Here is a 24,522-nt window from a genome sequence, read left to right as displayed (position 1 = left end):
ACCCCGCTCTGCTGAGGCCGGGCAGGTTCGACAAGATAGTGTTCGTGCCGATGCCGGACAAGGCGACGCGCCTGAAGATACTGGAGATACACGCCAAGAACAAGCCGATAAGCCCGGACGTCGACCTTGCCAAGGTGGCCGAGCTGACCGACGGGTTCTCTGGCGCAGACACGAGCTCTGTCGTCAACACTGCGGTGTCTCTGGTGCTGCACGAGTACCTTGCAAAGTACCCGACTCCGGAAGAGGCGGCCAAGCACGCTGCGGAGGCGCACGTCAACATGCGCCACTTTGAAGACGCGGTGAAAAAGATCAAGACGCAGCGCGAAGGCAAGCCAGGCGAAAAGGTCACGGTGCCATACTACCGCTAGAAAAAAAAGCAGCAGCTGCGGCGGCAGGCGCGCCAGGGCCTTTTCTTTTCTCCTTTTCTCCCCTTTTCATTTTCTTTCTTTCAGACAGGCAAAAAACTTTTTTTCTTCCCCCGCCGCACACTTTTTCTTTTGCACAAAGGAAAAATCTGCGCGCGCAGGAACGCCGATCATTCATGCAGCGCAAAAATTCCGGCCGGCCGCGGCAGAAATTTCGGGGTAATGTTTTTAAAGTAATGCTATATTGATAAAAGCATCCGAAAAAATTGGTTGAAAATTCCCAAGTCCAACTTGTAACAAAACCAACAACTGCAGCAGCACTGAACCGTTTCGCAACACCTCTGGACATCAAGGAACTGGTCGCGCAGTACGGCACGCCGCTCTACCTTGTCGACGAGGACACCCTGCACGCAAAGGCAAGGGAGCTCCACAGGGCATATTCAAAGTTCACCGGCCCCGTCAAGGTGGCGTACTCTATCAAGGCGAACTTTAGCCCCGCGGTGGTCAAGGCGTTCATGAAGGACGGGCTCACGTTCGACCTCACGTCGCTTGGCGAACTCCATTTCATCAACAGGTGCAAGGCAGACCCTGAGAACGTCATCTACACCAGCGTGACGGAGGAGCCGGAGGAATACGTCGAGGTGCTGAGGAGCGGTGTGCGCAGAGTCGTAGTCAGTTCACACAACGGCATGATGAACCTGGCCAGGGCGGCCGGCAAGGTGGGCGTCAGGCCGCTTGCCATGATCCGCGTCAACCCGGAGGTCGCAACCGACGCCAAGGTGCGCGCCTCGTACAAGAACGGCAAGTTCGGAGTGCCCTTCAACGGCGGCACGATCGACAGCGCGGCCAGGATGGTCAAGCACATGATGGGAAGCGACCTGCTCAGGTTCGAGGGGTTCCACTTCCACCTGGGGTCGCAGATCACCGACTTTTCCTGCTACACCCACGCGCTGGACAAGATGGACGCCTTTATGACCAAGATGAAGAAGGAGCACCCCGGCTTCCAGGTCAACACGTTTGACATTGGCGGGGGCACTCCTGTCTTTTACAACGACCCTGTGCCGACGCCGGCGGAGATGGCCCAGAACCACGTGGGCAGGCTCAACCAGCTGGCAGAGACGCACGGGACGTTCACCCTGATGATCGAGTCGGGCAGGTTCCTGGTCGCCGAGTCGTCCATACTCGTCTCAAAGATAGTGAACACCAAAGAGTACAACGAGCACAAGATAGTGATAGTGGACGCAGGCTACCACATACTGCTCGACGCCGCGCTCTTGAAGCAAGAGTACCCGCAGGAGGTGATACCGGTGGTCGACAACAAGGACCGGACGACCGGCCTTGCTGCAGCTCCGGCGAGCAAGAACACCCACCTGGCGGGCAGGCTGTGCGACACGTACGACGTGTTCCCGCTGTCCAAGGTCTCGGACATGAGCGGCGCGCACGTGAACAACCTCGTGTCGTTCTACAACGTGGGCGCCTACTCGGTGGTGTTCAACATGCCGTTCCACTGCCAGACCAAGCCGCCGATCGTCATGAAGGACAGCGACGGCAAGTACCGCCTGGTGAGGAAAGGGACATCGTACGAGCAGCTGTTCGTAGAAGAGGGCGGCGACATAGCCTAGCCCGGTTTTTTTTAAAAAACCTCCTTTTTCTCTCTCTTCTATGTATTTTGTAACCGTGCAACGCTCCGATGCTTCATTGCAGCGGGGCTAAAGCGGCGGGTGCCCTGTATGAACTGCCGGCGACGACGATGATGCTGCTGCTGTTTTTTATCGTTTTATACCGCTCCTGGCTAGCCATCCTTGTTGCCCGGGGATATTCTGGTGTTTGCGCTTGGCGGCAACGCCATCGCCGCAAAATCGGGCGGCACCTTTGACGCGCAGTATGCGGCAGTGAGGGCTGCTACAAGAGAGATAGCGCGGCTTGCAGGCGATGGTTACAGGATAGTGGTAACCCACGGCAACGGCCCGCAGGTGGGCGATGCCCTGCTGCGGAGCGAACATTCTGCGCCGCTCGCCCCGCCCCTGCCCCTCCACGCCTGCGTGGCCGAGACGCAGGGGATGCTGGGCGCGATGATAGAGATGGCACTCGCCGGCTGGATAAAGACAGAGAGAGGCATTTCAAGCAAGGTGGCGACGCTTGTGACCCGCGTTCTGGTCTCTGCCGCCGACCCGGCGTTTGAGGCGCCCACAAAACCAGTCGGGCCTGTCCTTCCCTATAATGGCGCAAAGCCGGGCGCCCCTCCTCGCTACCCGTTTCCTGTGAGGCAGGTCGCTCCGGGCAGATACAGGAGGGTCGTGCCCTCGCCCGACCCGGTGTCGGTCCTTGAGGCCGGCGCCGTGCGCCGCCTGCTTGCCGCCGGCTACATCGTAATAGCATGCGGAGGTGGCGGCATCCCTGTGGTGGTGAAAAAAGGAAGAACAGGCAGCGGCAGCAGCGGCAGAAGAAGCAGCAAAAGCAGCAGCGGCGGGCTGTCCTTCGTGGATGCGGTCGTCGACAAGGACCTTGCAAGCGAGAGGCTCGCCAGCGCCATCGGCGCCTCCAGGCTGGTCTGCCTCACAGACGTGGCAGGCGCCTACGTCGACTTTCGGAGCAGCCGCCGGCGCCTCCTGAGAAAAGCTTCGGTGGCCGAGATGAAAGACCTGCTTGCCGCCGGCCACTTTGAGGAGGGGACGATGGAGCCCAAAGTCAGGGCCGCCGTGAGGTTTGCCGAGAACACGGGCCGGAGCGCAGTGATAGCGCACCTTGGCAGGGTGCGGCAGGCCGCCGGCCTTGCAGCAGGCACTGTCGTCTACTACAAATGATAATAACAACAGTGCCCAAGATAGCCTCTGTCACATGGTGCGCAGGGCGATAATAATAGGCGCCGCAGGCAGGGACTTTCACAATTTCAACGTCTACTTTCGCGACAACCCGGGCTACAGGGTGGTCGCGTTCACGGCCGCGCAGATCCCGTACATCGAGGACAGGACGTACCCTGCCAGCCTCGCCGGCCGCCGGTTGTATCCGGACGGCGTGCCAATCTTTGGAGAGGAGCGCCTCGTCCAGCTCATAGCAGAGTACAAGGTCGACGAGGTCTTTTTCTCGTACAGCGACATCTCGTACGAGAACCTGATGCACCTTGCGTCCAAGGCGATGGCGGCAGGCGCCTCGTTCTCGCTCCTTGGGCCCGGCGACACGCAGCTGAAATCGAGCAAGCCCGTGGTGGCAGTCCTGGCGACGAGGACCGGGGCAGGCAAGAGCACCATAGCCAGGATGGCGGTCACTAGCGCAAGGAAGGCGGGGCTAAAGCCGGCCATAGTGCGGCACCCGATGCCCTACGGCGACCTGGAATCTTCAGCCGTCCAGCACTTTACAACCTACGACGATTTTGCGAGGCACGGGATAACCGTCGAGGAGGAGGAAGAGTACTCTGACCACATAGGCATGGGCGCAGACGTGTTTGCCGGCGTCGACTACCGGCAGATACTGGACGAGGCCGAAAAAACGTGCGACGTCATAATCTGGGACGGGGGCAACAACGACTTTTCGTTCTACAGGGCCGACCGCACGATAGTGGTGACCGACCCGCTGAGGGCGGGGCACGAATCTGCCTACCACCCAAGCGAGGTGAACGTCCGAATGGCCGATGCGATTGTGATAAACAAGGCCAACGTGGCCGCCGCCGGCGATGCCGTGGAGAGGCTGGAGGCGTCGTGCAGGGCGCTCAACCCCGGCGCGAGAATCTTTAGGGTGGACTCGGAAGTGACCGTGGACAGGCCGGAGCTTGTCAGGGGCAGGAGGGTGCTTGTGGTCGAAGACGGGCCGTCGATAACGCACGGCGAGCTTAAAGAAGGCGCCGGCATGTCTGCGGCGCGGCAGCTTGGCTGCACGCCGGTCGACCCGCGGCCGGCGGCGGTGGGCTCGATAAAGCAGGCGTACGAGAAATACCCCTGGATGGGCGCAGTCATGCCTGCGCTCGGCTACAGCGCAGCCCAGCTGCAGGACCTGCAGGACAGCATCAACAAGACAGAATGCGACGCCGTCATCCTGGGCACGCCGGCAGACCTGCGCAGGCGCATAAGGATAGACAGGCCGGCGGCCAGGGTCAGGTTCGAGGGCACCGACTCGCCCGGCGCCGGGGGACCTTCGTTTACCGCATACCTTGACGGGATGTTTGCGGGGCTGAAATAGCGCGTGGACACCAAAAAAATACGCGATAAAGCCAGACGGCCGGCGCGTCCCATTCCTTTGAGCTTGGCAAGGTAAAGGCGACCTGCACAAGGGCGGGGGCAAGCGCGGCGCTGCAATACGCCGGCTGCGTGGGCCAGCAGGCGCTGCCGTCGTGGCGCCACCCGCCCTCCCCCAAGCGGGGGCCTTGAAAAGAAAGAAAGATGGTAGAGGGAAAGGGGCTGTATCCGGTCACCATGCTGCGGCTGAGCGCAGGCGAGCTTGCGGCATTTTCGCGGATCCGCTTTATGATGGCGTCAAGCAGGCCTGCTGGACGCAGGCAGACCTTGACCAGCTGTCGATGCAGACCGGGGTGCCTGCCTGCCGCCAGGCTCTTGCGCCCCAGAGAGCAGGCGCGGCAGGTCCTCCCGAGCTGACACTGGCCAGCGGTGGCAGTAGAGAGTTGCTGCCCCTTGCAGAGGCGCGTGCACGCAAAAAAGCTAAAACTAAAATTTAGCAAAAGGCAGCCAGTTGCCATTGACTACCGGTGGTGGCGGCAGCAGCAGCGGCAGCGGCAGCAGCAGCGGCAGCAACAGCAAAACGCGCGTCCGCCTCTTTGTTGCCGGCAAGGTGCAGGGAGTCTATTTCCGGCAAAACACGCAGATCGTCGCGACAGAGCACGGCGTCTACGGGTGGGTGCGCAACCTGCCTGACGGCCGGGTGGAAGCCGTGCTGGAAGGAGACGGCGACAGTGTGGACAAGGTGGTAGAGTGGTGCCGCACCGGCCCGCCTGCCGCAAGGGTTGACGACCTGCAAGTCGTGCGGGAAAGATACACGGGCGAGTTCTCGGATTTCTTGATAAGCCGTTGATGGCAGCACAGCTAGCGCACCTTTTCGTACGCCTGCGCGATCTTTTCCTTTACCTCGTCTGCATCCTGCTGCGTCCTGACCGTCGCGCGCACCGGCGCTTCCTGCCTGCCCGCCCGGATCTCTATTATCAGGTGGTCGCCGCCGGCCGGCTCGATGTCGAGGAACGTCCTGAACGTGAGCGTCTTGGCGTAGACTATTCTGTGGGGCCTGACCTCCTCTATCACGTTTGGACCGAGGGACTTGACAAACGCCCTGAGATCGAGCAGAATTGATTTTGCAGGCTCGTCCAGTTTTTCAAGGTGCGCCTCAAATGGTGGCCCTCCGCTGGGTGAGACAAAGCCGAACTTGCTGCTGTCCATAGAGCTGACCTGTGCATATTTTGCTGTTGATAATCAATTATTTTTTGATTTCGTTGCATGCTAGATGCAATCAGACCGGGAGTAATTGTATATGCAACAAACTTTTGGCAGGGAGCCATTTCTGCATAGAGAGACAATCGGTTTTTGGCCCCCGTTCTTGACAGAGCTATTTCTATATGCCGAGCGTGCAATGTAAAAACATAAATTTTCAAATGCCCGCCCTGCTAATAGAGACCTTTATCTTGCACATGTACGTCAGGACGCTAACCAAGGTTGCAAACAGATATGCGCCAAGCAGGCCGCTTTCCTTTGACGTTGTGCATGTGTTCAAGGCACTGCAGCTCATAGAAAGCAGAGGGCACATCAGCAGAGCTATGCTATGCAGTGAACTTGCGCTTGGCGAAGGGGCCATCAAGACATTGGTCAAGCACCTGAAAATGAATGACCTTGTAAGAACGAGCAATAGCGGTACAAAAATGACCAAGAAGGGAAAGGCGATCTTTACCGAAATTATCTCTTCCGTCCCTGCTGAAACATCTCTCCCCAAGTGTTCCATCGCTCTTGGCAGGTTCAATCAGGCGGTGTTGTTGAAGGAGCTTGGCTACGCTGTTAGATCCGGAATTGAGCAAAGAGATGCTGCGATAAAGATGGGCGGCATTGGAGCCACCACCCTGCTATTCAGGGACAACAAATTGGTGATGCCCACCAGCAACCAGGATTCCTTGAGGAAAGAACCTGAAATACGGAAAATATTGATTGATAGATTAAAGCCTGAAGAAGGGGATGCCATCATTATAGGCAGTTCCGACAAAGATATGATAACGGCAGAGCTCTCTGCAAAAAATGCAGCACTCTTTACGATATTAAGCCACGAGAGGCATGCCGAGACTGTTTAAGATCCTGCATTTCTTAAAAGCTCCTGGATCATGACGAGAAAGGAACCGGCCTCTGGTCATAGATCCAACCTCAAATCCTCAAAGACGCTGTCGGTCCGTACCCGGATCTGCGGCTGGTAAACTCTGGGTTCCGGCGAAACCCCATTCTTGCCATGCATCATGATTGACAGCAAGGGGCCCTTTATCTCAAAGAGCCCGATCCATTCCTCTTTGACAGTGATCGTGAGCATTTCTCCGACCAGATATTGATTTTTTACTGTCATTGCAGTTTTCTCTACCGTGGTGACAATGTTTGTCGCATTAGCTATAGTCACGGTAGCAGTGGCCCCTGTTTGATTTGTAGCAACGGCTGCTGCACTGATGACCTTGATCGTGGTGGTGGCAGTTGAATTGGTGACAGTTATCGTAATAGTGGCGTTTCCGTTTTGACCCGTAGTCATAGCAGTTGCATTAGCAACTCTTATGGTCGAAATGCCTGTGACATTTTGTGCGGTCGTCGTGGATATGGTGGTAGTTTTTTGTGGCAGCAAGGCATCTCTGGAGGGGCTCACAGAAAAGCTGTTGGAATTAACATAAAGCCTGACATAGTCTGCATCCCGATGTTTGTCTGGGATTTGAATAACAAACCTTCCATTACCAGGTTTTCCTGCAAATTGCCATTCGCCAGAGGATCCATTATCCCTCCCAAATTTTGCCATAATGGCCGACTCTTTTCCATATGCCTCAAGAAGATGGCCAGCACGACTGTCGACTATCCTGCCCTCAATAGTGCCGTCTGTTACGTTGGTGATTACAATTCTGGGCGTGACGGCTACTGTCATCTGATGGGTACCTGGTTCAAAATACCACGTTCCGTTTACCATCATTTCCCAGTATTTCTCATCCATCTCCAAGAGCATCTCCTGTGCGTATGCATGGCTGCTGCCAGAGTTTCCGGCATCTGGACTACCATCCAACCCGTCCAAGACGAGTAAAAGGACGACAGATGCAAGAGCTGCAGATTGACGCCATTCCCGTTCATTTGTTTTAGGTAAAAATGCCATCATGACGTTTTGGCAGTATGGCAGAGCTATTTATGGTGTTGGATAGTTTATCCAATATGTTGGACAAACTATCCAAGACTTTATATCTGTGCGCCGGAATGCAGGTTTGCATGAATGACAATTCAAGTTTCTCGATAGCGGAGCAGCTAATCAAGGACATACTTTCTCAGGACGATATAGTTCTTACAGTAAGCAGCGGAAGCGCAATATGCGAAGCCAAGGCGGAAAAAGGGATGCAGCTCAGGATACTTGAAAACTGGGCTACAATAGGCGACGAAAACCGTCCCTGGCACATACACCTGAACGTCTCGGAAATTGCGGAGGCAAGGTTTGTCAAAGAAAAAGGCCATGAAAACAAAATGAACTGCAGCGTTAGGTTTGCAGATTCAAAGGGTGAGTACAAGATGCGAGCATATTTTACAAACATTTACAGCGCCAGTGGCGAGCTGGACAATGAAAAGCTCGCAAGATACGAGGCCCTTTTTGCAAAATACGGCAGAAGAGAGAGCATCCCGTTGAAGGTGGCATAAGGTTGGCAAAAGGAGGTGTAACCAGGTTTGGTCTGCTAGTTGCCATTGCGTCGGTGGTTCTAGGAGTCGGGATCGTTTCAGTGACCGGTGTTCAAAAAAATGACAGGATTCCAGACGTAAAGCAGTACAATCCTGTGGGAGAGGGCGATTACGTCGAATATGCAAAACTGTTCAACGTCTATTACAGCGGCGAAAGGAAGGTCCTGATGGACGGTGCCAACAGGACGCTGATACTCCAGAGAAGCAGTGAAACACAACCGGCCGTTGCTGATTCCCGTAGCATGATAACTGCTTCCGTTCCAGCCGCATACGCCGAACCTGATAATGCGATATTCATCCCTGCCAACAGGATCATAGTGTTTTCGTCTACCCATGCAGCGATGATGGACAGGCTCGGGATAGCGGACAGGATCGTGGGGGTCGCCTGGGGAGGAGGTTATGAATGGTATATCGACAGCATAAAGGACGGCCTCAAGGCAGGGCGCATAATGGACATCGGGCAAGGAAACAACCCCAGCTATGACGAAATAGTGTCACTCAAACCCGACCTGGTCGTGCTGGTTGGCGGAACGGGAATGTGGGAGGACAAGGCGAGAAAACTCGACGAGCTTGGCATCAGGTACGTCGTAAATTCCGAGTGGCTGGAGAGCGATCCGGTGGCACGGTTTGAGTGGATAAAGTTCTTTGCAGCGCTGACAGACGACGAAGAAAAGGCCGTCCAGGTCTTTGATGAAGCAAAAGGCAAGGTGGAGAGCGTCATTGAACGCATAGAGGGCCTAGACAAGCCTGGCGTGGCATGGGCAGGAGTCTTCAAAGGCACGGCGTACGTGCCCCGCACTGATAGCTATGTGGGAAAGATGATAGAGATGGCAGGCGGCAAATATCTGTTTGAGGATCTTCCCGGCACTGGCTCTGCGCAGATAAGCATGGAAGAGCTTGTGGCCAGGGGCAGCAGGGCCGAGATCCTGGTCTATTCAAGCACAGAGACAAACAGCACGAGTGAAATAATCAGAGAGTCGCCGCTGCTGGCAGGTATGGCTGCAATAAAATCCTGCCAAGTATATGCGTTTGAACCGTGGTACTGGCAAAAGCTAGACCAGCTCGACGACACGGTAAGCGACGTAGCGACAATAATGCATCCCGAAGCATTTCCTGACTACTACCAACTAAAACAATTCAGGAAGCTGAACTGCGACTTGCAACAGAAATGATGCGCCACAAATTTAAGGCAAGACAAGCGCGGTACATGGCTGCTGCTGCTATAGTTGCAGTGATGGTGCCAGTCACGGTTTTGGGCGGGCTGGCGCTAGGATCAGTAAAGTACAGTGCTCCAGACACGCTGTCATGCTTTCTGGGCAGCTGCCAGGACAGGGTGATGGAAGACATCGTATGGAAAATAAGGGCTCCAAGGACCCTTGCGGCCCTCATGGGGGGAGCAGGCCTGGCAACGGCAGGAGCGTTGCTCCAGGCTCTGTTCAGAAATCCCCTGGCCAGCCCATCAATACTTGGCATTTCGTCGGGGGCTTCGCTTGGGGTGGCGCTGCTTGTCATAGGCGGCATCAGCATCGGCATTCCAGTACACGCATTCGGGGTGCAATCGGTGTTTGTTGCAGCCTTTGCAGGCGCGCTTGCCACCATGTTTGTAATAATGGCAATAATACCAAGGGCTACAAACACCACGACGCTGCTGCTCGTCGGCCTGATGATAAATGCGCTGCTGCTCTCTATAATCGGAATCCTGGCAGTCATGGCGCAAGCGGCAGATCTTCAGGTGTTTTACACCTGGACTCTCGGGAGCTTTGCGGGGATAACATGGGATATGCTGAATTACCTCTACATAATAGTGCCACTGGCGATAGCGGGAAGCTACGCCATGTCAAAAAGCCTTGATGCGTCTTTGCTGGGCGAGGGCTACGCGGCAAGCATAGGCGTGAAGGCAGGACAGCTCAGGAACAGAGCCGTCCTGTTGTCAAGCGCGCTGACCTCGACGATAACCGCCATTGCAGGTCCGGTCGGGTTCATCGGCATCGCAGGACCGTACCTGGCAAGGCTGATGAGTCATTCCGGGATGCACCGCGTGATAATACCGCTGTCCGCAGTCATCGGAGGACTTCTTACCGCCGGGGCGGACATACTGGCAAGGATAGTGATCCCGCCTGTCGACCTGCCGACAAGCTCCATAACGTCGATCATCGGTGCTCCTCTGGTAATAATGATCCTCCTGAAAAGGAAGGGTGAGGGCCTGTCGCAATAAGGGTACAGGACGTCTCATTCGGCTACGATGCTGCCAGACAAATACTGGAAGGCGTAGACCTCTCCATAGAAAATGGGACGCTTGTGGCTCTGCTAGGGCCAAACGGAGCCGGGAAATCCACGCTTCTACGGTGCATTGCAAGGCTTCTCTCCCCTGCCAAAGGAAAGGTGTGGATAGAAAACACCGACATTATGCTCAAACACGAATCAGAAATAGCGAGGCTAAGGTCAGTCGTACTTTCTGACAGGGTATATCCATTCAATATGAAGGCTGGAGAACTGATCGCCCTGGGGCGGTACCCTTACACAAACCCCCTGTCGACGTTTGGTGCAAAAGAAGACCTGCAAATCATCCAAGATTCTGCAGAAATGATGGGCGTGCGAGATCTGCTTGACAGGAAATTCAGCGAGCTTAGCGACGGGCAAAAGCAAAAAGTCCTCATTGCACGCGCACTGGCCCAGGAACCGCGCGTCCTGATTCTTGACGAGCCGGCAACGCATCTCGACGCCAAGTCCAAGGTGGAAATACTGTTAAAAATCCGCTCGCTGGCCCGATCCAAAAGGATTGCAATTATTGCCTCGCTACATGAAATAGAGCTTGCCTTTAGGATTGCCGACCGCGTGGTTGTACTTGACGAAGGGCGAATAAGGATCTCTGGAACACCCGAATCAGTCCTAAACGAGCAAGAAGTGGGCAAGATCTACCCAACGTCAAGTGCAGCATGGAGCCCACTTTTTGGTGCTCTGGAATTGATATGCAACAACAACAATAATAATAACAATAACTATGACAATAGCTCAGCTCCACACGGGTGCGTCCCGTACGTCTATGTAGTTGCAGGAAATGGAAGCGGCATCCCGATATTTCGGATGCTTGCCCGCAATAATGTACGGTTCTCCACAGGAATATTGCAAGGGAACGACGTGGATTGCAAGCTTGCAAAGTTGATGGCAGTAGACGTGGATGCGACACCAGCATTTGAGCACGTACGAAACGAAGACGTAGACAGGGTTATCAAAAAGCTGACACGCCTGGATCCAAATTCTCTGCTAGTTATTGACGCAGGTGCCACGATAGGCACATCGAACCGTGAGATAACGGCCCTGCTAAAAACGCTGTGCGATTTGAACATGCGTATTCTCTGTATGCGGAATAAAGCTGACATTGTCGATCTTTATGGCGCAAATACCGCGGTAGAAAGGATAGAGATGGCTGGTCTGCGTGAACGCCTGACCGTCTTGAACATGGTAGGCGGTCTGAAGCGGATCAAAAATTAATTGATTCTTTTATTCCAGCCTGCTCCGACTGCAACCTACCATTGTAGTTGTAGAAGTCTGGAAACGCGCACACGTGCGTTATATCCTGATCTTGACGCCTTTTCTCTTCAGGTATTTCTTGACCTTGTCCACCGTGGACTTTTCGTAATGAAAGATAGAAGCTGCAAGCGCCGCGTCCACGTCTGCCTTTTCAAACACGTCGAGCATGTGTTTTGCGCTCCCGCAGCCGCCGGACGCTATCACCGGCACAGTGGCAGCAGAGCAGATGGCCTTTGTCAGCTCGATGTCGTACCCGTTCTCTGTGCCGTCGGCGTCGATGCTTGTCAGCAGGATCTCGCCTGCGCCAAGCGACTCGACCTTTTGCGCCCACTGGATGGCGTCAAGGCCCGTGCCCTCCTTGCCGCCGTAAATCATCACCTCAAACCAGTGCCTGTCTTTTCCCCTGCCGCCAAAGACGGTCCTGCCTTCCATGTTCCCGCCGTACCGCCTCTTGGCGTCTATTGCCACGACGACGCACTGCTTGCCGAAAATGTCCATCAGCTGCGTGATGAGCTCCGGGTTCTTGACTGCGGCCGTGTTGATGGAGACCTTGTCTGCGCCGGACAGCAGGATTTCCCGGGCGTCTTCGAGCTTTTTTATGCCGCCGCCTACCGTGAACGGTATGTCGATGACGGTTGCCACCTTTTTCACCACGTTCTTCATGATGTCCCGGCCCTGCTGCGACGCAGTGATGTCCAGAAACACCAGCTCGTCTGCCCCCTGCTCCGTGTATTTTTTCGCAAGCTCGACAGGGTCGCCGGCGTCCTTTACGTCAGCAAAATGCACGCCCTTGACCACCCTGCCGCTGTCCACGTCCAGGCACGGGATTATGCGCTTTGCAAGGGTCATGCTACTGCCTTCACCCTCTCCACCGAGACCCTGCCGTCGTACAGCGCCTTGCCCAGTATCACCGCCGCGCACCCGGCGCTCTTGACCCTGATAGCGTCCTCGACGCTTGCGACGCCCCCGCTAGCTATTATCCTTGCGCCGGATTTCACGGCCTCTGCCAGCGTCGCCACGTCCGGGCCTGCAAGCGTGCCGTCCCGCTCGATGCTTGTGAGCAAATAGTCCTCGATGCCCATCGCAGAAAACTGCGAAATGGCGTCGGCGACAGGGACGCCGGACGACTCTTGCCACCCCTTGACCATCACCTTGCCACCCGACTGGTCTATCGATATCACTATTCTGCCCGGGTGTTTCTTGGCAAGCTTTCTCACGCTGTCAGGGTCGCTGTAGGCCATCGTGCCTATGACGACTCTGGCGGCCTTATCAAGCGCCTTTTTGGCCGAGTCGTACGAGCGGATGCCTCCTGCCAGCTCGACAGGCACCTTTACCGACGAAATTATTTTTTCTATCGCCGCCGAGTTGTCAGAGCCGGTGCCAAGCGCCGCGTCAAGGTCGACGACGTGCAGCATGTCGGCCCCAGCCGCCTCCCATTTTTTTGCAGTTTCTGCCGGGTCGCCGGAATACACGACCTTGTTTGCGGGGTCGCCCCTGACCAGCCTGACTACCGACCCGCCCATGATGTCGACTGCCGGCATCACCATCATTTTCTTTTTGCATCCCTGCACATTTCAAGAAAGTTCCTGATCATAATCGCGCCTGTCTCGCCCGACTTTTCAGGGTGGAACTGGACGCCCACGAGGTTGCCCTTTTCCACCACCGCCGGGACGCTCGTGCCGTAGTCTGCCGTGGCTGCCACCAGCTTTTTGTCTGCCGGCGCGGCCCTGTACGAGTGGACGAAATACACCCATGCGCCGTCCTCGACTCCTTTCAGGAAACGGCTGTCTTTCTTCTTCTTCCTGTTTATTGCCAGGTTGTTCCAGCCCATGTGCGGCACTTTTACCTTGCCCTTTGGCAGCATCACCACGTCGCCGTCCAGTATCTTGAGCCCCTCGAGCCTGCCCTCCTCGCTCCTGTCAAACAGCATCTCCATCCCGAGGCAGATGCCCATCACCGGCATCCCCTTCTCTATCGCCGACGAAAGGCTGGCCGAGTCCTTCTCTATCGACTTGATGGCAGGGTCAAAGTTGCCCACGCCGGGGAGCACCAGCCCGTCATATTTTTCAAGGTTCTTCATGTCGTGGATTATTTCCACGTCGGCGCCGTTGCGCTCTAGCGCCGCCTTCAGGCTGAACAGGTTGCCTGCGCCGTAGTCGAATATCGCTATCCTTGTCTTCTTTGTTTTTTTTGCCCTGGCCATCCTCTACATCGCACCCTTGGTGCTTGGCACCCCTTTCCTCCTGCCGTCTATCGCGGCTGCGGCCCTGAGCGCAAGGGCAAACGCCTTGAGCGCCGCCTCGACCTTGTGGTGGTCGTTGTCGCCGTACTCTACCACCATGTGGGTGCACGCGTTGAGGTTCTGCAGGAGCGAGCGGCAAAAGTGCTCAAGGTCTTCCCTGGGCACGCCCTCCACGCCGTCCCTTGCCAGCTTTAGCTCGGCCCTGTGGTACTGGCGCCTGACCAGGTCGATTGCGACAAAAGCAAGCGCCTCGTCCATCGGCACCACCGCGCTCCCGAACCTCACTATCCTTGCGCGGTCGCCAAGCGCCTTGTCTATCGTCTGCGACAGTGCGATTGCAACGTCCTCTGCGAGGTGGTGCACTATGCCGTCGTTTGACTTGCCGGCAAGCGAGATGTCTATCATAGAGTGCTTGCCTATCGACGTGATGAGGTGGTCGATGAACGGGAGGCCGGTCTTTACCTTTGTCTGGCCGGTGCCGTCAATGTTTACCTCGACGGTGACAGCCGTCTCTTTGGTCTCCCTGACCAGCCTGGCCTTCCTGGCTGCTGCTACTGCTGCCGATGACGCCACTACAGATTCTAGGCCGGCTTTACTTTATTTAAATTTAATAGTAGTTTTGGCAGGGCGTTCACGTCCCTTGCCACGGCGTCTGCCCCCTGCTCCTTGAACTGGCGCACGGTGAGGGCGGGCTGGGGCGAAAAGCCATAGATGCCGACAAACGCAATGTCATAGCCTGCCTCCTTTTGCGCCCGCCGGGCCATCATCATGTCCTCTGCCGAGTCGCCCGCATACACGGCGGTCCTGGCGCCCGTGGCCGACATCGCCCTCTTCACGGCGTACGGGTTTGGCTTGGCGTGCTCCCTCGGCTCGTCTTCCAGAAAGACGCACGCGTCGAGGTTGAAATACTTCCAGACCGGCCTGAGCGAGTATTCGGCCGCAAGCCTGCTCCTGCCAGACACGATTGCAAGGCGGTCGCCAAGCGTTTGCCTGAGCGCCTCCATCGTCTTTCTACTCACAACCAGCCTGTCGTTTGCTATGAACGGCCTCTTTGGCCTGCAGTATTTCGGCCTGGAGCCGTTCTGCTTTTCAAAAAGCCCCGGGCCGTAAAACAGCTCGTCAAACACGCGGCCGATATAGCTTTCGTTGACGGGCGCAGGGTATGCAAGCAATTCTTTGTGTTTTTCGATGCCGTACGGGGCCAGGAACTTTTCCACCGACACTATTCCGGTCTCGTCGGCGTTTTCTGCGACCTGTTCTAGAAATTTTCTGGCCTTTGCGGCGCTCTGCTGCGGGTTTGCCATGAGGGCGAGGGCGATGGCATAGCTCGTGTCGGTGTCGTTGTTGAACCCGCCGCTCTGCCTAAAGCGCAGTATCAGCCTGTCCGTGACGGCGGCGCTGGCGACGGCGGTAGCCTGCCCGGTGGACTTTTTCGTGCCTTTGCCTGTCTGCTCCAGCACAAACTCGACCGTCTTTTTGATGGCCTCGTTGTACGATTTGCGGATGTCTACCAGCACGCCGTCGATGTCAAACAGCGCGCAGTCAAAAGTCGCCCCGGCAGTCATCTGGCAACGCCTGCAACGGCCCTCTCGATGCACGAGAGGAAAGCGTCGTTCATCTCCCTCGTCCCGATGGTGACGCGCATGCAGCCCCTGTGGCCGGCGACGCTGTCGCCCATCAGCTTGACCACTATGCCGCTCCTGGCAAGCTCCCGCACTATCGGCCCGTAGTTCCTGGCGCCTGCTTCGATAAAGAGGAAATTGGCGTCCGACCTGTATGCTTTGATGCCGCTTCCGAATCCGGAGAGGCTGCCAAACACGCGCCTGCGCTCCTCCCTCACGGCCTCTATCGTCTTCTTGACGCGCTCTGACCGCTCCAGCACGCGCGCGGCTATGGCAAGCGACAGCGTGCTTATCGGGTACGGGGACTGGATGGTAGAGTTAAAGGCGCCTGCCACCTCCTCGTTTGCCACCATGTAGCCGACGCGGGCCCCTGCAAGCCCAAACGCCTTTGAGAGCGTGCGGAGCACGATGACGTTTCGGCGCCTCGTGGCCTCTTTTGCAAGCGAGTAGCCGGCAAAGTCGGCGTACGCCTCGTCCACCAGTACAAGCCTGTCGTCGCTTTCCAGCTCGTCTATCATGTACAGGGCGTCCTTCCTTGCAAGCTGGCCGCCGGTGGGGTTGTTTGGCGAGCAAAGGTACACGACGTCCGATCTGGCGGCTCTTTTGACAAACGCTTTCGGGTCGAGCTCGAAATTTTTGTCGAGCGGCACTTTATCCACCCTGATGCCGTGGAGCTCGCACCTGTTGATGAAATAAGAGAAAGTGGGCACGAACGCGCAGGCCCTGCGGCCACTGCCTGCAATAGTGGTCAGCAGGAGCTCGATCACCTGATCCGAGCCAGAGCCTATGCCGATGTATTTCTCTGGGATGCCGGTGTAGAGGGCAAGCTGCCTGGACAGCGCGTCGAACTCGTCCAGCGGGTACTCGCGCAGGTCGACTGCCCCTGCGGCCAGAGCCGCCACCTCTGCTATGAACGAGCTGTCAAGGGCAAAGTTCTCGTTAGAGTCCAGCTTGATGGCGCCCCTGACCTTTTCCGGCCTGACGTAGCGGTCAAGCCCTGCTATCCTGCCAAGCTCCCTGGCTATCCTGCCCTGCCGCCGCTTCTTCTCCTCCTCCTTCTTTTTCATTTCTTCTTCTTCTCCCTCTTTGCTGCTGTCCTTGCCCTCACGGCCTCGTAGTGGTTTGGGAGCCCCTCTGCGGCTGTCATCTCCTTTACCGCCGCGTCCACCCTGCCAAGCCCCTTCCTTGAAACCTGCACCCTGTTTGTGACCTTGACAAAGTCGAGCGCAGAGAGCGAGGCGCGGGACTTGCCAAAGCCAAGCGTCGGAAGCACGTGGTTTGAGCCAAGGCAATAGTCGCTTGCGGAGGAGGGCGCGTCTGCGCCGAGCAGTACAAGCCCGGCAGACTCGACCTTTCTTGCAACTGCCTCCGGCCTCCTTGACATTACCTCCAGGTGCTCGGGGGCAAACTCGTTGATAAAGTCGATGCAGCCCTGCACCGTCCTGCAGACTGCCGCAAAGCCGTTTTCGGCCATGCTCCTTGCCACAATCTCTGACCTGGCAATGTTCCTTATCCTGTTGTCTATTTCGGCCTGCACCTGCGACGCCAGCCTGGCAGACGTGGTCACAAGCCCGCAGACCGTGTCGGGGCTGTGCTCTGCCTGCGAGATCAGGTCCACTGCCACAAGCGCAGGATCAGCTGATTCGTCGGCGTACACCAGCAATTCCGTGGGCCCGGCTACCATGTCAGTCGACACGGCGCCAGAGGCCGCCAGCTTGGCTGCAGTCACGAACATGCCTCCCGGCCCGACTATTTTGCTCACCTTTTTTATCGACTGCGTGCCGTACGCCAGCGCGGCTATGCCCTGTGCACCTCCCACCCTGTAAAACTCGTCGACGCCGCAAATGTCTGCCGCCACGAGCGTGAGCGGGTCGACAGAGCCGTCCTTTGCGGCTGGGGGCGATATTGCCACTATGCGCTTTACTCCTGCCACCTTGGCCGGCACGGCGCACATCACGACGGTGCTAGGGTAGCGCGCCCTGCCGCCGGGGATGTAGCAGCCAACGCTTGCCACGGGCTGCACCACGCGCTCTATCTTTACCCCGTCGGAGCGGACGACAATGGTGTTTTGCAATCTTTTCAGCAGGGCAGTTTCACTTTTTGCCAGGCGCGTTTTCATCAGCTTTAATGCTTTCACCTGCGCCTTTGTGACCCTGCCGTACGCGTCTTTTATCTCCTGCTCTGTGACCCTTGTGCCTGCGGCCGGCAGCTGGACGCCGTCAAACTTGGCGGTGTAGGCCAGCAGGGCGGGGTCGCCGTTTGCCGCCACGTCGGCCATTATCGCCCTTGCCTGCTCCATCGCAGAATCCGGGATGGCGCCTGCCCTGCGCAGGCGCGCCGCCTCTGCAGCAGGGTCGGCTATGTCCAGCAGGATCTTCATGTCAAGAGTATCCGTCCAGATTCACTTCTTCAAGCGGCAGTATCTGCCTCGGCTCGAGCACCACCAGCCCCTGCGCCAGCTTTCTCATCTTGGGCACTATCCTGATGAACTCCTCCTTGTCGATGACCGTGTTCACGCCGTACCACCCTTCTTCTGAAAGGGGGCTGATGGTGGGGCGCTTGAGCGCCGGCAGCGTCTTTAGCAGCTTGTCGAGGTTCTCCTTCTTGACGTTGACAAACACGTGCAGCTTTTTGCGCCCCTCTACCACGCCCTTGAGCAGCGCCACCATGTCTGCTATCTTTTCACGCTTTTTGGCGTCCTTGAGCGCCTTCTTGTTTGCGACAAGCACAGCGGTCGAAGTCGCAACCGTGTCGATTATTTTCAGGTTGTTCTGGACAAGCGTGGTGCCCGTCTCGGTTATGTCGAAAATCGCGTCCACGTCCTCCGGCGGCTTGGCCTCGGTCGCGCCAAACGACAGGAATATCTCTACCTTTTTGTTGTCGCCGACGCGCAGCCACGGCGTTATTATGGTGGGGTCAGAGTCGCCGTACGCCTTTTTGTACGCCTTGGTGGACTTGATGTGCGCAGCGGTAGTCGTCAAATACTCGGACGAGAACCTCAGCGTCCTGCCCTTTTTGGCAAAGTCGGCTACCATGCTGTCAAGGTCGGAATAGTCAAAGCTGTTCGGGACCGCTATGACCTGCTTGACCCTGCCTATCTCCAGGTCGAGCAGGACTTCGACATCGGCCTTGGCCTCTCTGATCCAGTCCCTGCCTGTGATGCCCACGTCGTAGAACCCCTCCTGCACATAGGTAGGGATCTCTTGCGGCCTGAGTATCTTGACCTCTATCTCGGGGTCTGACAGCCTGACCCTGTACGTCCTGCCCCTGCCGCTCACCGTCTGGTACGCCTGCTCCAACAGCTTGAATGTGACCTCCTCGATGCTGCCCTTTGGGACTGCAAATTTGACCGTGGGCATGTTTTTTCTTGCCAGAAGTGCATAAGCCGGTGTGTGCATATATATCTTATAGCCGGCGTGGCCGGGTTTTACAAAACCTGCCTGTTATTGTCACACAAAATATGTGCACATGCGTCTGTTATTGTTGTTGCTGCTACTACTGCTGCAGCAGCCGCCGCCTGTGCTCTGCAAGCGCCTCACGCGCCGCCTCGACGTTGACTGCGCCTGCGTCTGCTATTTTCTTTGCAATGGCGTCAATCTCGCCGCCCCTGGCGCCGGCCATCACCGCAATGTTGCGCGCATGGAGCCTCATGTGCCCCTTCTGTATCCCCTCGGAGGCAAGCGCCCTCATCGCCGCCAGGTTCTGCGCAAGGCCTGCCGCCGCAATGACTGCGGCAAGCTCCTGCGCGCTCTTTACTCCCATTATCTTTAATGCTGTCCTGGCTGTCGGGTGCACGTTTGCCACCCCGCCCACCACCCCTACCGCAAGCGGCATCTCTATCTCGCCGGCAAGGTCCCCCGTTTTTGTGCGCCACCAGCGCGTCAGCGAGCGGTACGTGCCGTCCCTTGCCGCGTAGGCGTGCGCGCCGGCCTCGATTGCGCGAAAGTCCTGTCCCGTTGCAAGCGCCACTGCGTCCACGCCGTTCATCACGCCCTTGTTGTGCGTCACAGCCCTGTACACGTCAGAGTGGGCAAGCGCGTACGCGTACAGGATGCGCTCGACTGTCCCGTCACCGCCGCCAAGCTCCTGCCTGCCAAAGACCGCGCTGCATTTCACCATCCTGCGCGTCGCATAGTTTGACAGTATCTTTAGCACGACCTGTCCGCCGGTTATCTCGGCTATGCGCGGGGCAACCGCCTCGCACATCGTGTTGACCGCGTTTGCGCCCATCGCATCTTTCGTGTCGATTATCAGCTCTGCTACCAGCATGCTTCCCATCCTGTTTTTGCTAGAGTCGCGCACGACCCGGGCCTGCAGCCCTATCGCCGCGACGGACCTGCTCTTTGCGTTTGCAATCGCAAGGATCTCTTTTTTCCTTGCAAGCACCCTTTTCCTTGCAGGCTCGATGCCTTTGACGGACACGACCTGCACCTGCCCTATCATGTGCGAGCTGCCCGCCTCTGCCTTGAACCCGCCGCCTGCCCTGGCTATTTTTGCGGCCTTGCTTGCAGCCGCAATTACAGACGGCTCCTCTATCGCCATCGGGACGAGCCGCTCCACGCCGTTGACGACAAAGTTGGTGGCTATCCCGAGGGGGACAGACATGATGCCGACCGCGTTTTCCACCATGCGGTTTGCGCTTTCAAACTCAAGCGGGCTGCCAAAAGCGTCGGCTTCGCTGCCGTCCAGCCCCGCAGCCTCTCTGAGGAATGCGAGGCGCTCCTCCCTGCCCTCCATCTCGTAGAACTTTTTCCCCATCTTTTGTACGCCAGCTAGGGGCTGGTCACTTTTAAAATCTTGTCATCGCCCGGCTCTGCTATGGCCCTGCCGTCGCGGTTGCTGGTCAGCACGTACAGCGACCCGTCGGGGCCCTCGACCACGTCGCGTATCCTGCCAAACCCTGTCAGGACGTTGACCGTGTTGCCCGTGTCAAGGTCGACTTCGCGCAGCTGCTTGGCCTTTAGCGCGGCAAGCAGTATGTTCCCTTTGTATCCGAGCGCGTCCGACTTGGCGATGGTCATGCCTGCCGGCGCAATGGCGGGGTTGAAGCAATAGACCGGCTTTTCAAATTTCGCCGCGTCATGATCATCGTCACCGCCGCCGTCGCCCCCGCATTCCTCTTCGGGCCAGCCATAGTTTGCGCCCGCCTTTATCCTGTTTATCTCGTCGTTGCCCGACTCGCCGTGCTCGCTTGCGTACATCTCTTTTGTGACGGGGTCCCACGCAAGCCCCTGCACGTTGCGGTGGCCGTACGAGTAGACGGGCGAGCCGGGGAACGGGTTGTCCTCCGGCACGCTCCCGTCGTCGTTGAGCCTGAGTATCTTGCCGGCAAGCGAGTTCAGGTCCTGCGCAAGCCCCGGCTGCTTGGCGTCGCCTGTCGCCACGTACAGTTTGCCGTCGGGCCCGAACCTGATGCGCCCGCCGTCGTTCCTGTCGGCGGCAGGTATCCTGTCTATTATGGTCGCAGAGTCTACAAGCTTGTTGTCCCGCTCGGTGAACATGACGACCTTGTTAAAGACTGCCGTGCCGTTTGAATACGTGTGGTAGACGTACAGCCGGTGGTTCTCTGCAAAGCCGGGGTGCAGGGCAAGCCCGAGCAGGCCGGCCTCGCCCTGCTGCGCCACGTTGATGAACACCGGCTCAAGCAGGCTGCCGTCGCTGTCGATTATGCGCAGCCTGCCCGCCCTCTCGGTGAAAAAGACCCTGCCGTCATCCTCCTTCTCTGCAACGTCGACCGCCCACGGGACCTCCAGGTTCTGGGCAAGCACTTGCACGCCTGAGCCGAGGCCGGTGCCGCTGTCGCGCACGGCCGAGGGCTCGGGTATCGGGATGGTGGTGCTTGACGGGGTGAAGTAGAACGTCGCTATTGCAGCCACGGCCACGGCAACAGCCGCCACGAGCGCCAGCCGCCTCTCCCTTTCCATTCTGTGGGTAAGGCAGCAAGAGAAGGCTTAAAATGTAATCCCCGGTCCATACTCTGCGTGCAAGTTTCCGAAATAATGGTCAAGAACGTCGCAGCCCTTTCGCCGGAGGACACCGTCGCCAAGGCGTACAGCCTCATGGTCGACAGGTCGATACACCAGGTCCCTGTCGTCGCAGAAGAGGATGAGGAAGGAGGCGGCAAGTACGTGGGCATGGTGTTTGTCAAGGGCCTGCTGGCAAGGAACGTCCCGGCCCTCTCAAAGCTGAAAAGCTACGTGGCAAACACGGCCACGCTCTCGCCCGACGACGACGTCGAAAAGGCTGCCAGGCTGGTCATCGGGAGCGGCAACCGCGCCCTGCCCGTCGTGGAGAAGGACACGGGCAGACTTGCCGGCATCGTGAGCGAGACCGACATCGCCCAGACGGCGGACTTTGGCGGCGCGACCGTGGACGAGGTGATGTCCGGCGCCATAGTGATCGAAGAAGACACGCCGCTGGCAGACGCGGTCGCCAAGATGAGGCGCTACAACATATCCAGGCTTCCCGTGATAAACAAGGACGGCGTCCTGCGGGGCGTGATGAGCATACTGGACGCGGCGTCGATACTTGCCACCCCCACGGAGCGCACCAGCAGGTCTGCGGCCATCTCTGGCGGCAAGGCAAAGGTCAAGGGGGAAGTCAAGGTCAAGGACATCGCCAGGCGCGCCGTGTCGGTCGAGAGGGGGACGAGGCTGAACGAGCTTGCCGACTTTTTTAAAAAGAGCGAGGAAGTGGTCGTCGTCGGCGACGGCAGGCCGATGGGCATCGTCACGCCCAAGGACGCGCTCGAGCTCATCCTGCCGAAAAAGGGCGACGCCACCATCCACATGGCGCACCTTGAGGACCAGCAGGAGCGACGCGAGATAGAGGAGCAGCTGCAGAAATTCCTCAAAAAGATCCAGGGCAAGCTGGGCGACGTCCAGTCAGTCGTCGTCTATGCGGACAAGCACAAGACGAGAAAGTATTCGGTGCGGTGCAGGCTGATAACCGCCAAGGGCGTGATAAACGCGCACGCAGTCGGCTACGACCCGATAAGCGCGGCCAAGGAGCTGATAAAGAGGCTGGACAGGCAGATCAAGGCCGACCACACGCAAAAGGTCAAGGGGAGAAAGCAGCGCGGCTCGGCAAGAAGGGCGCCGCAGGAAGAATAATGGAATAGAAAGAAAAGAAGAAAAGAAGAAAAGAAGTGTGGCGCAGACGAGGAGATTTGAACTCCTGATCGCCCGAAGGCGAATCGGCTTTCTGTCCGGCCGCCGCCGTGACTCACCGAGGGGCGAGCCGACTCAAGGCCGACGCATTATTGTGTCTCCCTGCATGCGCGCACGCAGGGAGGGACCACTCTGCCACGTCTGCGCAGCCTCTTTCTTTGCTGCCTCACTATTATATGTTCATCATGCAGGCAGGCGCCCGATTTTTATATCTGGGATGCGATTGCACTATTGTGAAAAGGGGCGGGCCGCAGGAAAAGCTGCTGAAATCCATCTCGGTACTTGTCCCGCTGGAGCAGGTGCAGTCCAGCCTGTCCGAGATCGGCTTTACGCTGCAGGACAGCGCGACCATCGTGGCCGACGGCAAGTTCTGGAAGCGCATGCTGTACGCCCGGGGCGACGAGACCATCTCGGTCTCAGAAGAGATTGGCGACGCGTGGCCCAAGGACCCCATCATCACCATCTGCGGCTCTAAAAGCACGATAACGCACGTGGTAAGGGGAGTGGGCGGGGACTAGAAAAATGCCGCTCTACGAGTGCAACGAGCACCAGTTTGTCGAGAACCTGCGCCGCCTGCTAGAGTCGGGCGACAAGTTCGTCGTCAACCGCAGGATAACCATGCACGACGACGCCAGGTACGGCCCTGCGACGCTGCCAGACGAGGAGTTCAAGCGGTACGAGGCGCTGTGCACCCGCAAGGCCGTCAACTCGACGGTGTATGCCAAGGTGCCTTTTATCGACGCGTGGCACGGCAACAGGATGCACGACGCAGAGGAGAACCTGCACGCAGCGACTGCGCTAATGTTCCCGCGCATGTCGGTGCCCTACTACAGGGTGGAATACTCGGTCAACGTGTGGGGCAGCACCTACCTGTTTGCGTTTGACGCCCTGTACGACCCTGAGATTGCGATTGAAAAAAGGTCGGGCAGGCGCCTCGGCAGGGCCGGCGCGCTCGTCCATGTCCTGCGGTACAGCCCGCCAAAGGAGCAGGTGCTTGCGATAAATTTACCAAAGGGCGTCGTGGTACTGGATGTCAAGCACATGGTGCGCGTCGTGGACCACTCGTCAAACTTTTGACAGCCATGCAAAAAAGGGCTCCAGCGAGCTGGCGTAGGGCAGCAGTTCTCTGGCGCTCCTGGCGCTGTATCCAAGGAGGAGCATCCTGCCTTCCAGCTTTTTTCGCAACGGGAAGGGCACCTGCTGTTTCTGGAGCGGCCCAAAGATCTCAAAGTAAAAATCGTGTTTGTAGTGTGCGACATGCTGCGCAAAGCAGTCTGTCAGTATCGTGGGGTCGCCGGCGACCCGCCTGCCCATCTCCGTGTTATCTGTTTCGCCCCTGGCGTCGACTGTTATCTGCAGCATCCTCTTTGTATAGTTCTCCCTGGTAAAGGCAGGGTCGAGCCTGCCCGGCGTGGAGGAATACATGCGCACGTCCCTGGCAAACTGCTCGACCGTGCGCCGGGCAAGGTCTCTGGCTTCTTTTACCTCGGAATCCTGGACGCGGTAATCCTTGCCGAAGATGAAAAAGGCGCCGATCAGCTCTTCCTTTTTGATGTAGGGGAACGTCGCCTCGCCTGCCAGGAACCTGGTTATCCTGCCTGAAATGTCGGCAGGCAGGAAAAGCCCCATGTACGAGTCGGCAACAACAGGCAACGGGATTGTAGAGCAGGAACTTTGATTTATTCGTAAAGAAGAAAGAGAAAAAAG

Annotated in this window: 26 protein-coding genes, 1 tRNA gene and 1 pseudogene; 14 read left to right on the top strand and 14 right to left on the bottom strand. The window is 57.5% G+C overall.

Going from position 1 to position 24,522, the window contains the following annotated elements; translation table 11 throughout:
• From WKI84_RS07005 to WKI84_RS06980, 6 genes and pseudogenes are all read left to right on the top strand, one after another.
• Positions 1 to 368 (top strand): annotated as a pseudogene (locus WKI84_RS07005) (AAA family ATPase); the annotation flags it as partial.
• 263 nt (positions 369 to 631) lie between these two features.
• Positions 632 to 1,987 carry a hypothetical protein gene (locus WKI84_RS07000; RefSeq protein WP_337862820.1) on the top strand — a complete coding sequence of 452 codons (1,356 nt, stop codon included), beginning with the start codon at positions 632 to 634 and terminating at the stop codon, positions 1,985 to 1,987.
• A gap of 180 nt (positions 1,988 to 2,167) precedes the next feature.
• On the top strand, positions 2,168 to 3,169 hold the full coding sequence (locus WKI84_RS06995; RefSeq protein WP_337862819.1) for a carbamate kinase: 1,002 nt from the start codon (positions 2,168 to 2,170) through the stop codon (positions 3,167 to 3,169).
• A complete protein-coding gene (locus tag WKI84_RS06990) occupies positions 3,111 to 4,538 on the top strand; it encodes a GTPase (protein WP_337862818.1) in 1,428 nt (475 codons plus the stop codon). The genes WKI84_RS06995 and WKI84_RS06990 overlap by 59 nt, the downstream gene beginning before the upstream one ends.
• 200 nt (positions 4,539 to 4,738) lie before the next feature.
• Positions 4,739 to 4,951, top strand: a complete 213-nt coding sequence (locus WKI84_RS06985) for a hypothetical protein (protein WP_337862817.1) — start codon at positions 4,739 to 4,741, stop codon at positions 4,949 to 4,951.
• A 94-nt stretch (positions 4,952 to 5,045) separates the two neighbouring features.
• Positions 5,046 to 5,384 carry an acylphosphatase gene (locus WKI84_RS06980; protein ID WP_337862816.1) on the top strand — a complete coding sequence of 113 codons (339 nt, stop codon included), beginning with the start codon at positions 5,046 to 5,048 and terminating at the stop codon, positions 5,382 to 5,384.
• A gap of 11 nt (positions 5,385 to 5,395) precedes the next feature.
• Here the strand turns inward: WKI84_RS06980 and WKI84_RS06975 are convergent, their stop codons facing one another.
• The gene (locus WKI84_RS06975) at positions 5,396 to 5,743 is read right to left on the bottom strand and encodes a hypothetical protein (protein ID WP_337862815.1); all 348 of its coding nucleotides are present in this window, start codon (positions 5,741 to 5,743) and stop codon (positions 5,396 to 5,398) included.
• Positions 5,744 to 5,991: 248 nt separating this feature from the next.
• Here WKI84_RS06975 and WKI84_RS06970 point away from each other — a divergent pair, with 248 nt between their 5' ends.
• A complete protein-coding gene (locus tag WKI84_RS06970) occupies positions 5,992 to 6,639 on the top strand; it encodes a DUF4443 domain-containing protein (RefSeq protein ID WP_337862814.1) in 648 nt (215 codons plus the stop codon).
• 56 nt (positions 6,640 to 6,695) lie between these two features.
• Here WKI84_RS06970 and WKI84_RS06965 read toward each other — a convergent pair whose 3' ends face one another.
• On the bottom strand, positions 6,696 to 7,685 hold the full coding sequence (locus WKI84_RS06965; RefSeq protein WP_337862813.1) for a hypothetical protein: 990 nt from the start codon (positions 7,683 to 7,685) through the stop codon (positions 6,696 to 6,698).
• A gap of 107 nt (positions 7,686 to 7,792) precedes the next feature.
• Between WKI84_RS06965 and WKI84_RS06960 the strand changes: the two genes are divergently transcribed.
• Genes WKI84_RS06960 through WKI84_RS06945 form a run of 4 tightly spaced genes read left to right on the top strand, consistent with a single transcriptional unit; the run spans position 7,793 to position 11,743 of the window.
• Positions 7,793 to 8,212, top strand: coding sequence for a ChuX/HutX family heme-like substrate-binding protein (locus tag WKI84_RS06960; protein ID WP_337862812.1), 420 nt, complete (start codon positions 7,793 to 7,795; stop codon positions 8,210 to 8,212).
• Positions 8,213 to 8,214: 2 nt separating this feature from the next.
• Positions 8,215 to 9,423: an ABC transporter substrate-binding protein gene (locus WKI84_RS06955; RefSeq protein ID WP_337862811.1), complete on the top strand. Its 1,209-nt coding sequence runs from the start codon at positions 8,215 to 8,217 to the stop codon at positions 9,421 to 9,423.
• Positions 9,420 to 10,466: an iron ABC transporter permease gene (locus WKI84_RS06950; protein WP_337862810.1), complete on the top strand. Its 1,047-nt coding sequence runs from the start codon at positions 9,420 to 9,422 to the stop codon at positions 10,464 to 10,466. Before WKI84_RS06955 ends, WKI84_RS06950 begins: the two co-directional genes overlap by 4 nt.
• Positions 10,463 to 11,743 (top strand): ABC transporter ATP-binding protein, encoded by a 1,281-nt coding sequence (locus tag WKI84_RS06945; protein WP_337862821.1) that lies wholly within the window; start codon positions 10,463 to 10,465, stop codon positions 11,741 to 11,743. The genes WKI84_RS06950 and WKI84_RS06945 overlap by 4 nt, the downstream gene beginning before the upstream one ends.
• 78 nt (positions 11,744 to 11,821) lie before the next feature.
• On the opposite strand, the gene hisF is transcribed toward WKI84_RS06945, so the two are convergent.
• From hisF to WKI84_RS06895, 10 genes are all read right to left on the bottom strand, one after another.
• Positions 11,822 to 12,631, bottom strand: coding sequence for an imidazole glycerol phosphate synthase subunit HisF (gene hisF, locus WKI84_RS06940; protein ID WP_337862809.1), 810 nt, complete (start codon positions 12,629 to 12,631; stop codon positions 11,822 to 11,824).
• Positions 12,628 to 13,332: a 1-(5-phosphoribosyl)-5-[(5-phosphoribosylamino)methylideneamino]imidazole-4-carboxamide isomerase gene (gene hisA, locus WKI84_RS06935; protein WP_337862808.1), complete on the bottom strand. Its 705-nt coding sequence runs from the start codon at positions 13,330 to 13,332 to the stop codon at positions 12,628 to 12,630. Before hisA ends, hisF begins: the two co-directional genes overlap by 4 nt.
• Positions 13,329 to 13,985, bottom strand: coding sequence for an imidazole glycerol phosphate synthase subunit HisH (hisH, locus tag WKI84_RS06930; RefSeq protein WP_337862807.1), 657 nt, complete (start codon positions 13,983 to 13,985; stop codon positions 13,329 to 13,331). The genes hisA and hisH overlap by 4 nt, the downstream gene beginning before the upstream one ends.
• A gap of 3 nt (positions 13,986 to 13,988) precedes the next feature.
• A complete protein-coding gene (locus WKI84_RS06925) occupies positions 13,989 to 14,597 on the bottom strand; it encodes an imidazoleglycerol-phosphate dehydratase (RefSeq protein WP_337862806.1) in 609 nt (202 codons plus the stop codon).
• An 8-nt stretch (positions 14,598 to 14,605) separates the two neighbouring features.
• The gene (locus tag WKI84_RS06920) at positions 14,606 to 15,589 is read right to left on the bottom strand and encodes an HAD-IA family hydrolase (RefSeq protein ID WP_337862805.1); all 984 of its coding nucleotides are present in this window, start codon (positions 15,587 to 15,589) and stop codon (positions 14,606 to 14,608) included.
• Entirely contained in the window at positions 15,586 to 16,713 is a 1,128-nt protein-coding gene (locus tag WKI84_RS06915) for an aminotransferase class I/II-fold pyridoxal phosphate-dependent enzyme (RefSeq protein ID WP_337862804.1), read from the bottom strand. Before WKI84_RS06915 ends, WKI84_RS06920 begins: the two co-directional genes overlap by 4 nt.
• On the bottom strand, positions 16,710 to 18,026 hold the full coding sequence (gene hisD / locus WKI84_RS06910; RefSeq protein ID WP_337862803.1) for a histidinol dehydrogenase: 1,317 nt from the start codon (positions 18,024 to 18,026) through the stop codon (positions 16,710 to 16,712). The genes WKI84_RS06915 and hisD overlap by 4 nt, the downstream gene beginning before the upstream one ends.
• A gap of 1 nt (position 18,027) precedes the next feature.
• Positions 18,028 to 19,005, bottom strand: coding sequence for an ATP phosphoribosyltransferase (gene hisG, locus WKI84_RS06905; RefSeq protein WP_337862802.1), 978 nt, complete (start codon positions 19,003 to 19,005; stop codon positions 18,028 to 18,030).
• Between the two features lie 136 nt (positions 19,006 to 19,141).
• Positions 19,142 to 20,404: a hydroxymethylglutaryl-CoA reductase, degradative gene (locus WKI84_RS06900; RefSeq protein ID WP_337862801.1), complete on the bottom strand. Its 1,263-nt coding sequence runs from the start codon at positions 20,402 to 20,404 to the stop codon at positions 19,142 to 19,144.
• Positions 20,405 to 20,418: 14 nt separating this feature from the next.
• The gene (locus WKI84_RS06895; RefSeq protein WP_337862800.1) at positions 20,419 to 21,570 is read right to left on the bottom strand and encodes a PQQ-dependent sugar dehydrogenase; all 1,152 of its coding nucleotides are present in this window, start codon (positions 21,568 to 21,570) and stop codon (positions 20,419 to 20,421) included.
• Between the two features lie 57 nt (positions 21,571 to 21,627).
• Here WKI84_RS06895 and WKI84_RS06890 point away from each other — a divergent pair, with 57 nt between their 5' ends.
• Entirely contained in the window at positions 21,628 to 22,758 is a 1,131-nt protein-coding gene (locus WKI84_RS06890) for a CBS domain-containing protein (RefSeq protein WP_337862799.1), read from the top strand.
• Between the two features lie 38 nt (positions 22,759 to 22,796).
• Here the strand turns inward: WKI84_RS06890 and WKI84_RS06885 are convergent.
• A tRNA-Ser gene (locus tag WKI84_RS06885) sits at positions 22,797 to 22,960 on the bottom strand.
• An 88-nt stretch (positions 22,961 to 23,048) separates the two neighbouring features.
• Here WKI84_RS06885 and WKI84_RS06880 point away from each other — a divergent pair.
• Together WKI84_RS06880 and WKI84_RS06875 are read left to right on the top strand one after the other, a co-directional pair.
• Entirely contained in the window at positions 23,049 to 23,333 is a 285-nt protein-coding gene (locus WKI84_RS06880) for a hypothetical protein (RefSeq protein WP_337862798.1), read from the top strand.
• A gap of 4 nt (positions 23,334 to 23,337) precedes the next feature.
• Positions 23,338 to 23,892 carry a hypothetical protein gene (locus WKI84_RS06875; RefSeq protein ID WP_337862797.1) on the top strand — a complete coding sequence of 185 codons (555 nt, stop codon included), beginning with the start codon at positions 23,338 to 23,340 and terminating at the stop codon, positions 23,890 to 23,892.
• Here WKI84_RS06875 and WKI84_RS06870 read toward each other — a convergent pair.
• Positions 23,881 to 24,468 (bottom strand): hypothetical protein, encoded by a 588-nt coding sequence (locus WKI84_RS06870; RefSeq protein WP_337862796.1) that lies wholly within the window; start codon positions 24,466 to 24,468, stop codon positions 23,881 to 23,883. The genes WKI84_RS06875 and WKI84_RS06870 overlap by 12 nt on opposite strands.
• Positions 24,469 to 24,522 lie beyond the last annotated feature (54 nt).

The organism is Nitrososphaera sp., assembly GCF_037447015.1.
In the GTDB taxonomy this organism is placed as follows: domain Archaea; phylum Thermoproteota; class Nitrososphaeria; order Nitrososphaerales; family Nitrososphaeraceae; genus Nitrososphaera.
This window is presented reverse-complemented; position numbering and strand designations above follow the sequence as displayed.

Excerpts from the sequence above, each read along its gene's own strand:
- WKI84_RS06985 (WP_337862817.1), top strand. The coding sequence starts at position 4,739 with ATGGTAGAGGGAAAGGGGCTGTATCCGGTCACCATGCTGCGGCTGAGC.
- WKI84_RS06975 (WP_337862815.1), bottom strand. The coding sequence starts at position 5,743 with ATGGACAGCAGCAAGTTCGGCTTTGTCTCACCCAGCGGAGGGCCACCA.
- WKI84_RS06970 (WP_337862814.1), top strand. The coding sequence starts at position 5,992 with ATGTACGTCAGGACGCTAACCAAGGTTGCAAACAGATATGCGCCAAGC.
- WKI84_RS06965 (WP_337862813.1), bottom strand. The coding sequence starts at position 7,685 with ATGATGGCATTTTTACCTAAAACAAATGAACGGGAATGGCGTCAATCT.
- WKI84_RS06960 (WP_337862812.1), top strand. The coding sequence starts at position 7,793 with ATGAATGACAATTCAAGTTTCTCGATAGCGGAGCAGCTAATCAAGGAC.
- WKI84_RS06950 (WP_337862810.1), top strand. The coding sequence starts at position 9,420 with ATGATGCGCCACAAATTTAAGGCAAGACAAGCGCGGTACATGGCTGCT.
- hisF (WP_337862809.1), bottom strand. The coding sequence starts at position 12,631 with ATGACCCTTGCAAAGCGCATAATCCCGTGCCTGGACGTGGACAGCGGC.
- hisA (WP_337862808.1), bottom strand. The coding sequence starts at position 13,332 with ATGATGGTGATGCCGGCAGTCGACATCATGGGCGGGTCGGTAGTCAGG.
- hisH (WP_337862807.1), bottom strand. The coding sequence starts at position 13,985 with ATGGCCAGGGCAAAAAAAACAAAGAAGACAAGGATAGCGATATTCGAC.
- WKI84_RS06920 (WP_337862805.1), bottom strand. The coding sequence starts at position 15,589 with ATGACTGCCGGGGCGACTTTTGACTGCGCGCTGTTTGACATCGACGGC.
- WKI84_RS06915 (WP_337862804.1), bottom strand. The coding sequence starts at position 16,713 with ATGAAAAAGAAGGAGGAGGAGAAGAAGCGGCGGCAGGGCAGGATAGCC.
- hisD (WP_337862803.1), bottom strand. The coding sequence starts at position 18,026 with ATGAAGATCCTGCTGGACATAGCCGACCCTGCTGCAGAGGCGGCGCGC.
- hisG (WP_337862802.1), bottom strand. The coding sequence starts at position 19,005 with ATGCCCACGGTCAAATTTGCAGTCCCAAAGGGCAGCATCGAGGAGGTC.
- WKI84_RS06900 (WP_337862801.1), bottom strand. The coding sequence starts at position 20,404 with ATGGGGAAAAAGTTCTACGAGATGGAGGGCAGGGAGGAGCGCCTCGCA.
- WKI84_RS06895 (WP_337862800.1), bottom strand. The coding sequence starts at position 21,570 with ATGGAAAGGGAGAGGCGGCTGGCGCTCGTGGCGGCTGTTGCCGTGGCC.
- WKI84_RS06875 (WP_337862797.1), top strand. The coding sequence starts at position 23,338 with ATGCCGCTCTACGAGTGCAACGAGCACCAGTTTGTCGAGAACCTGCGC.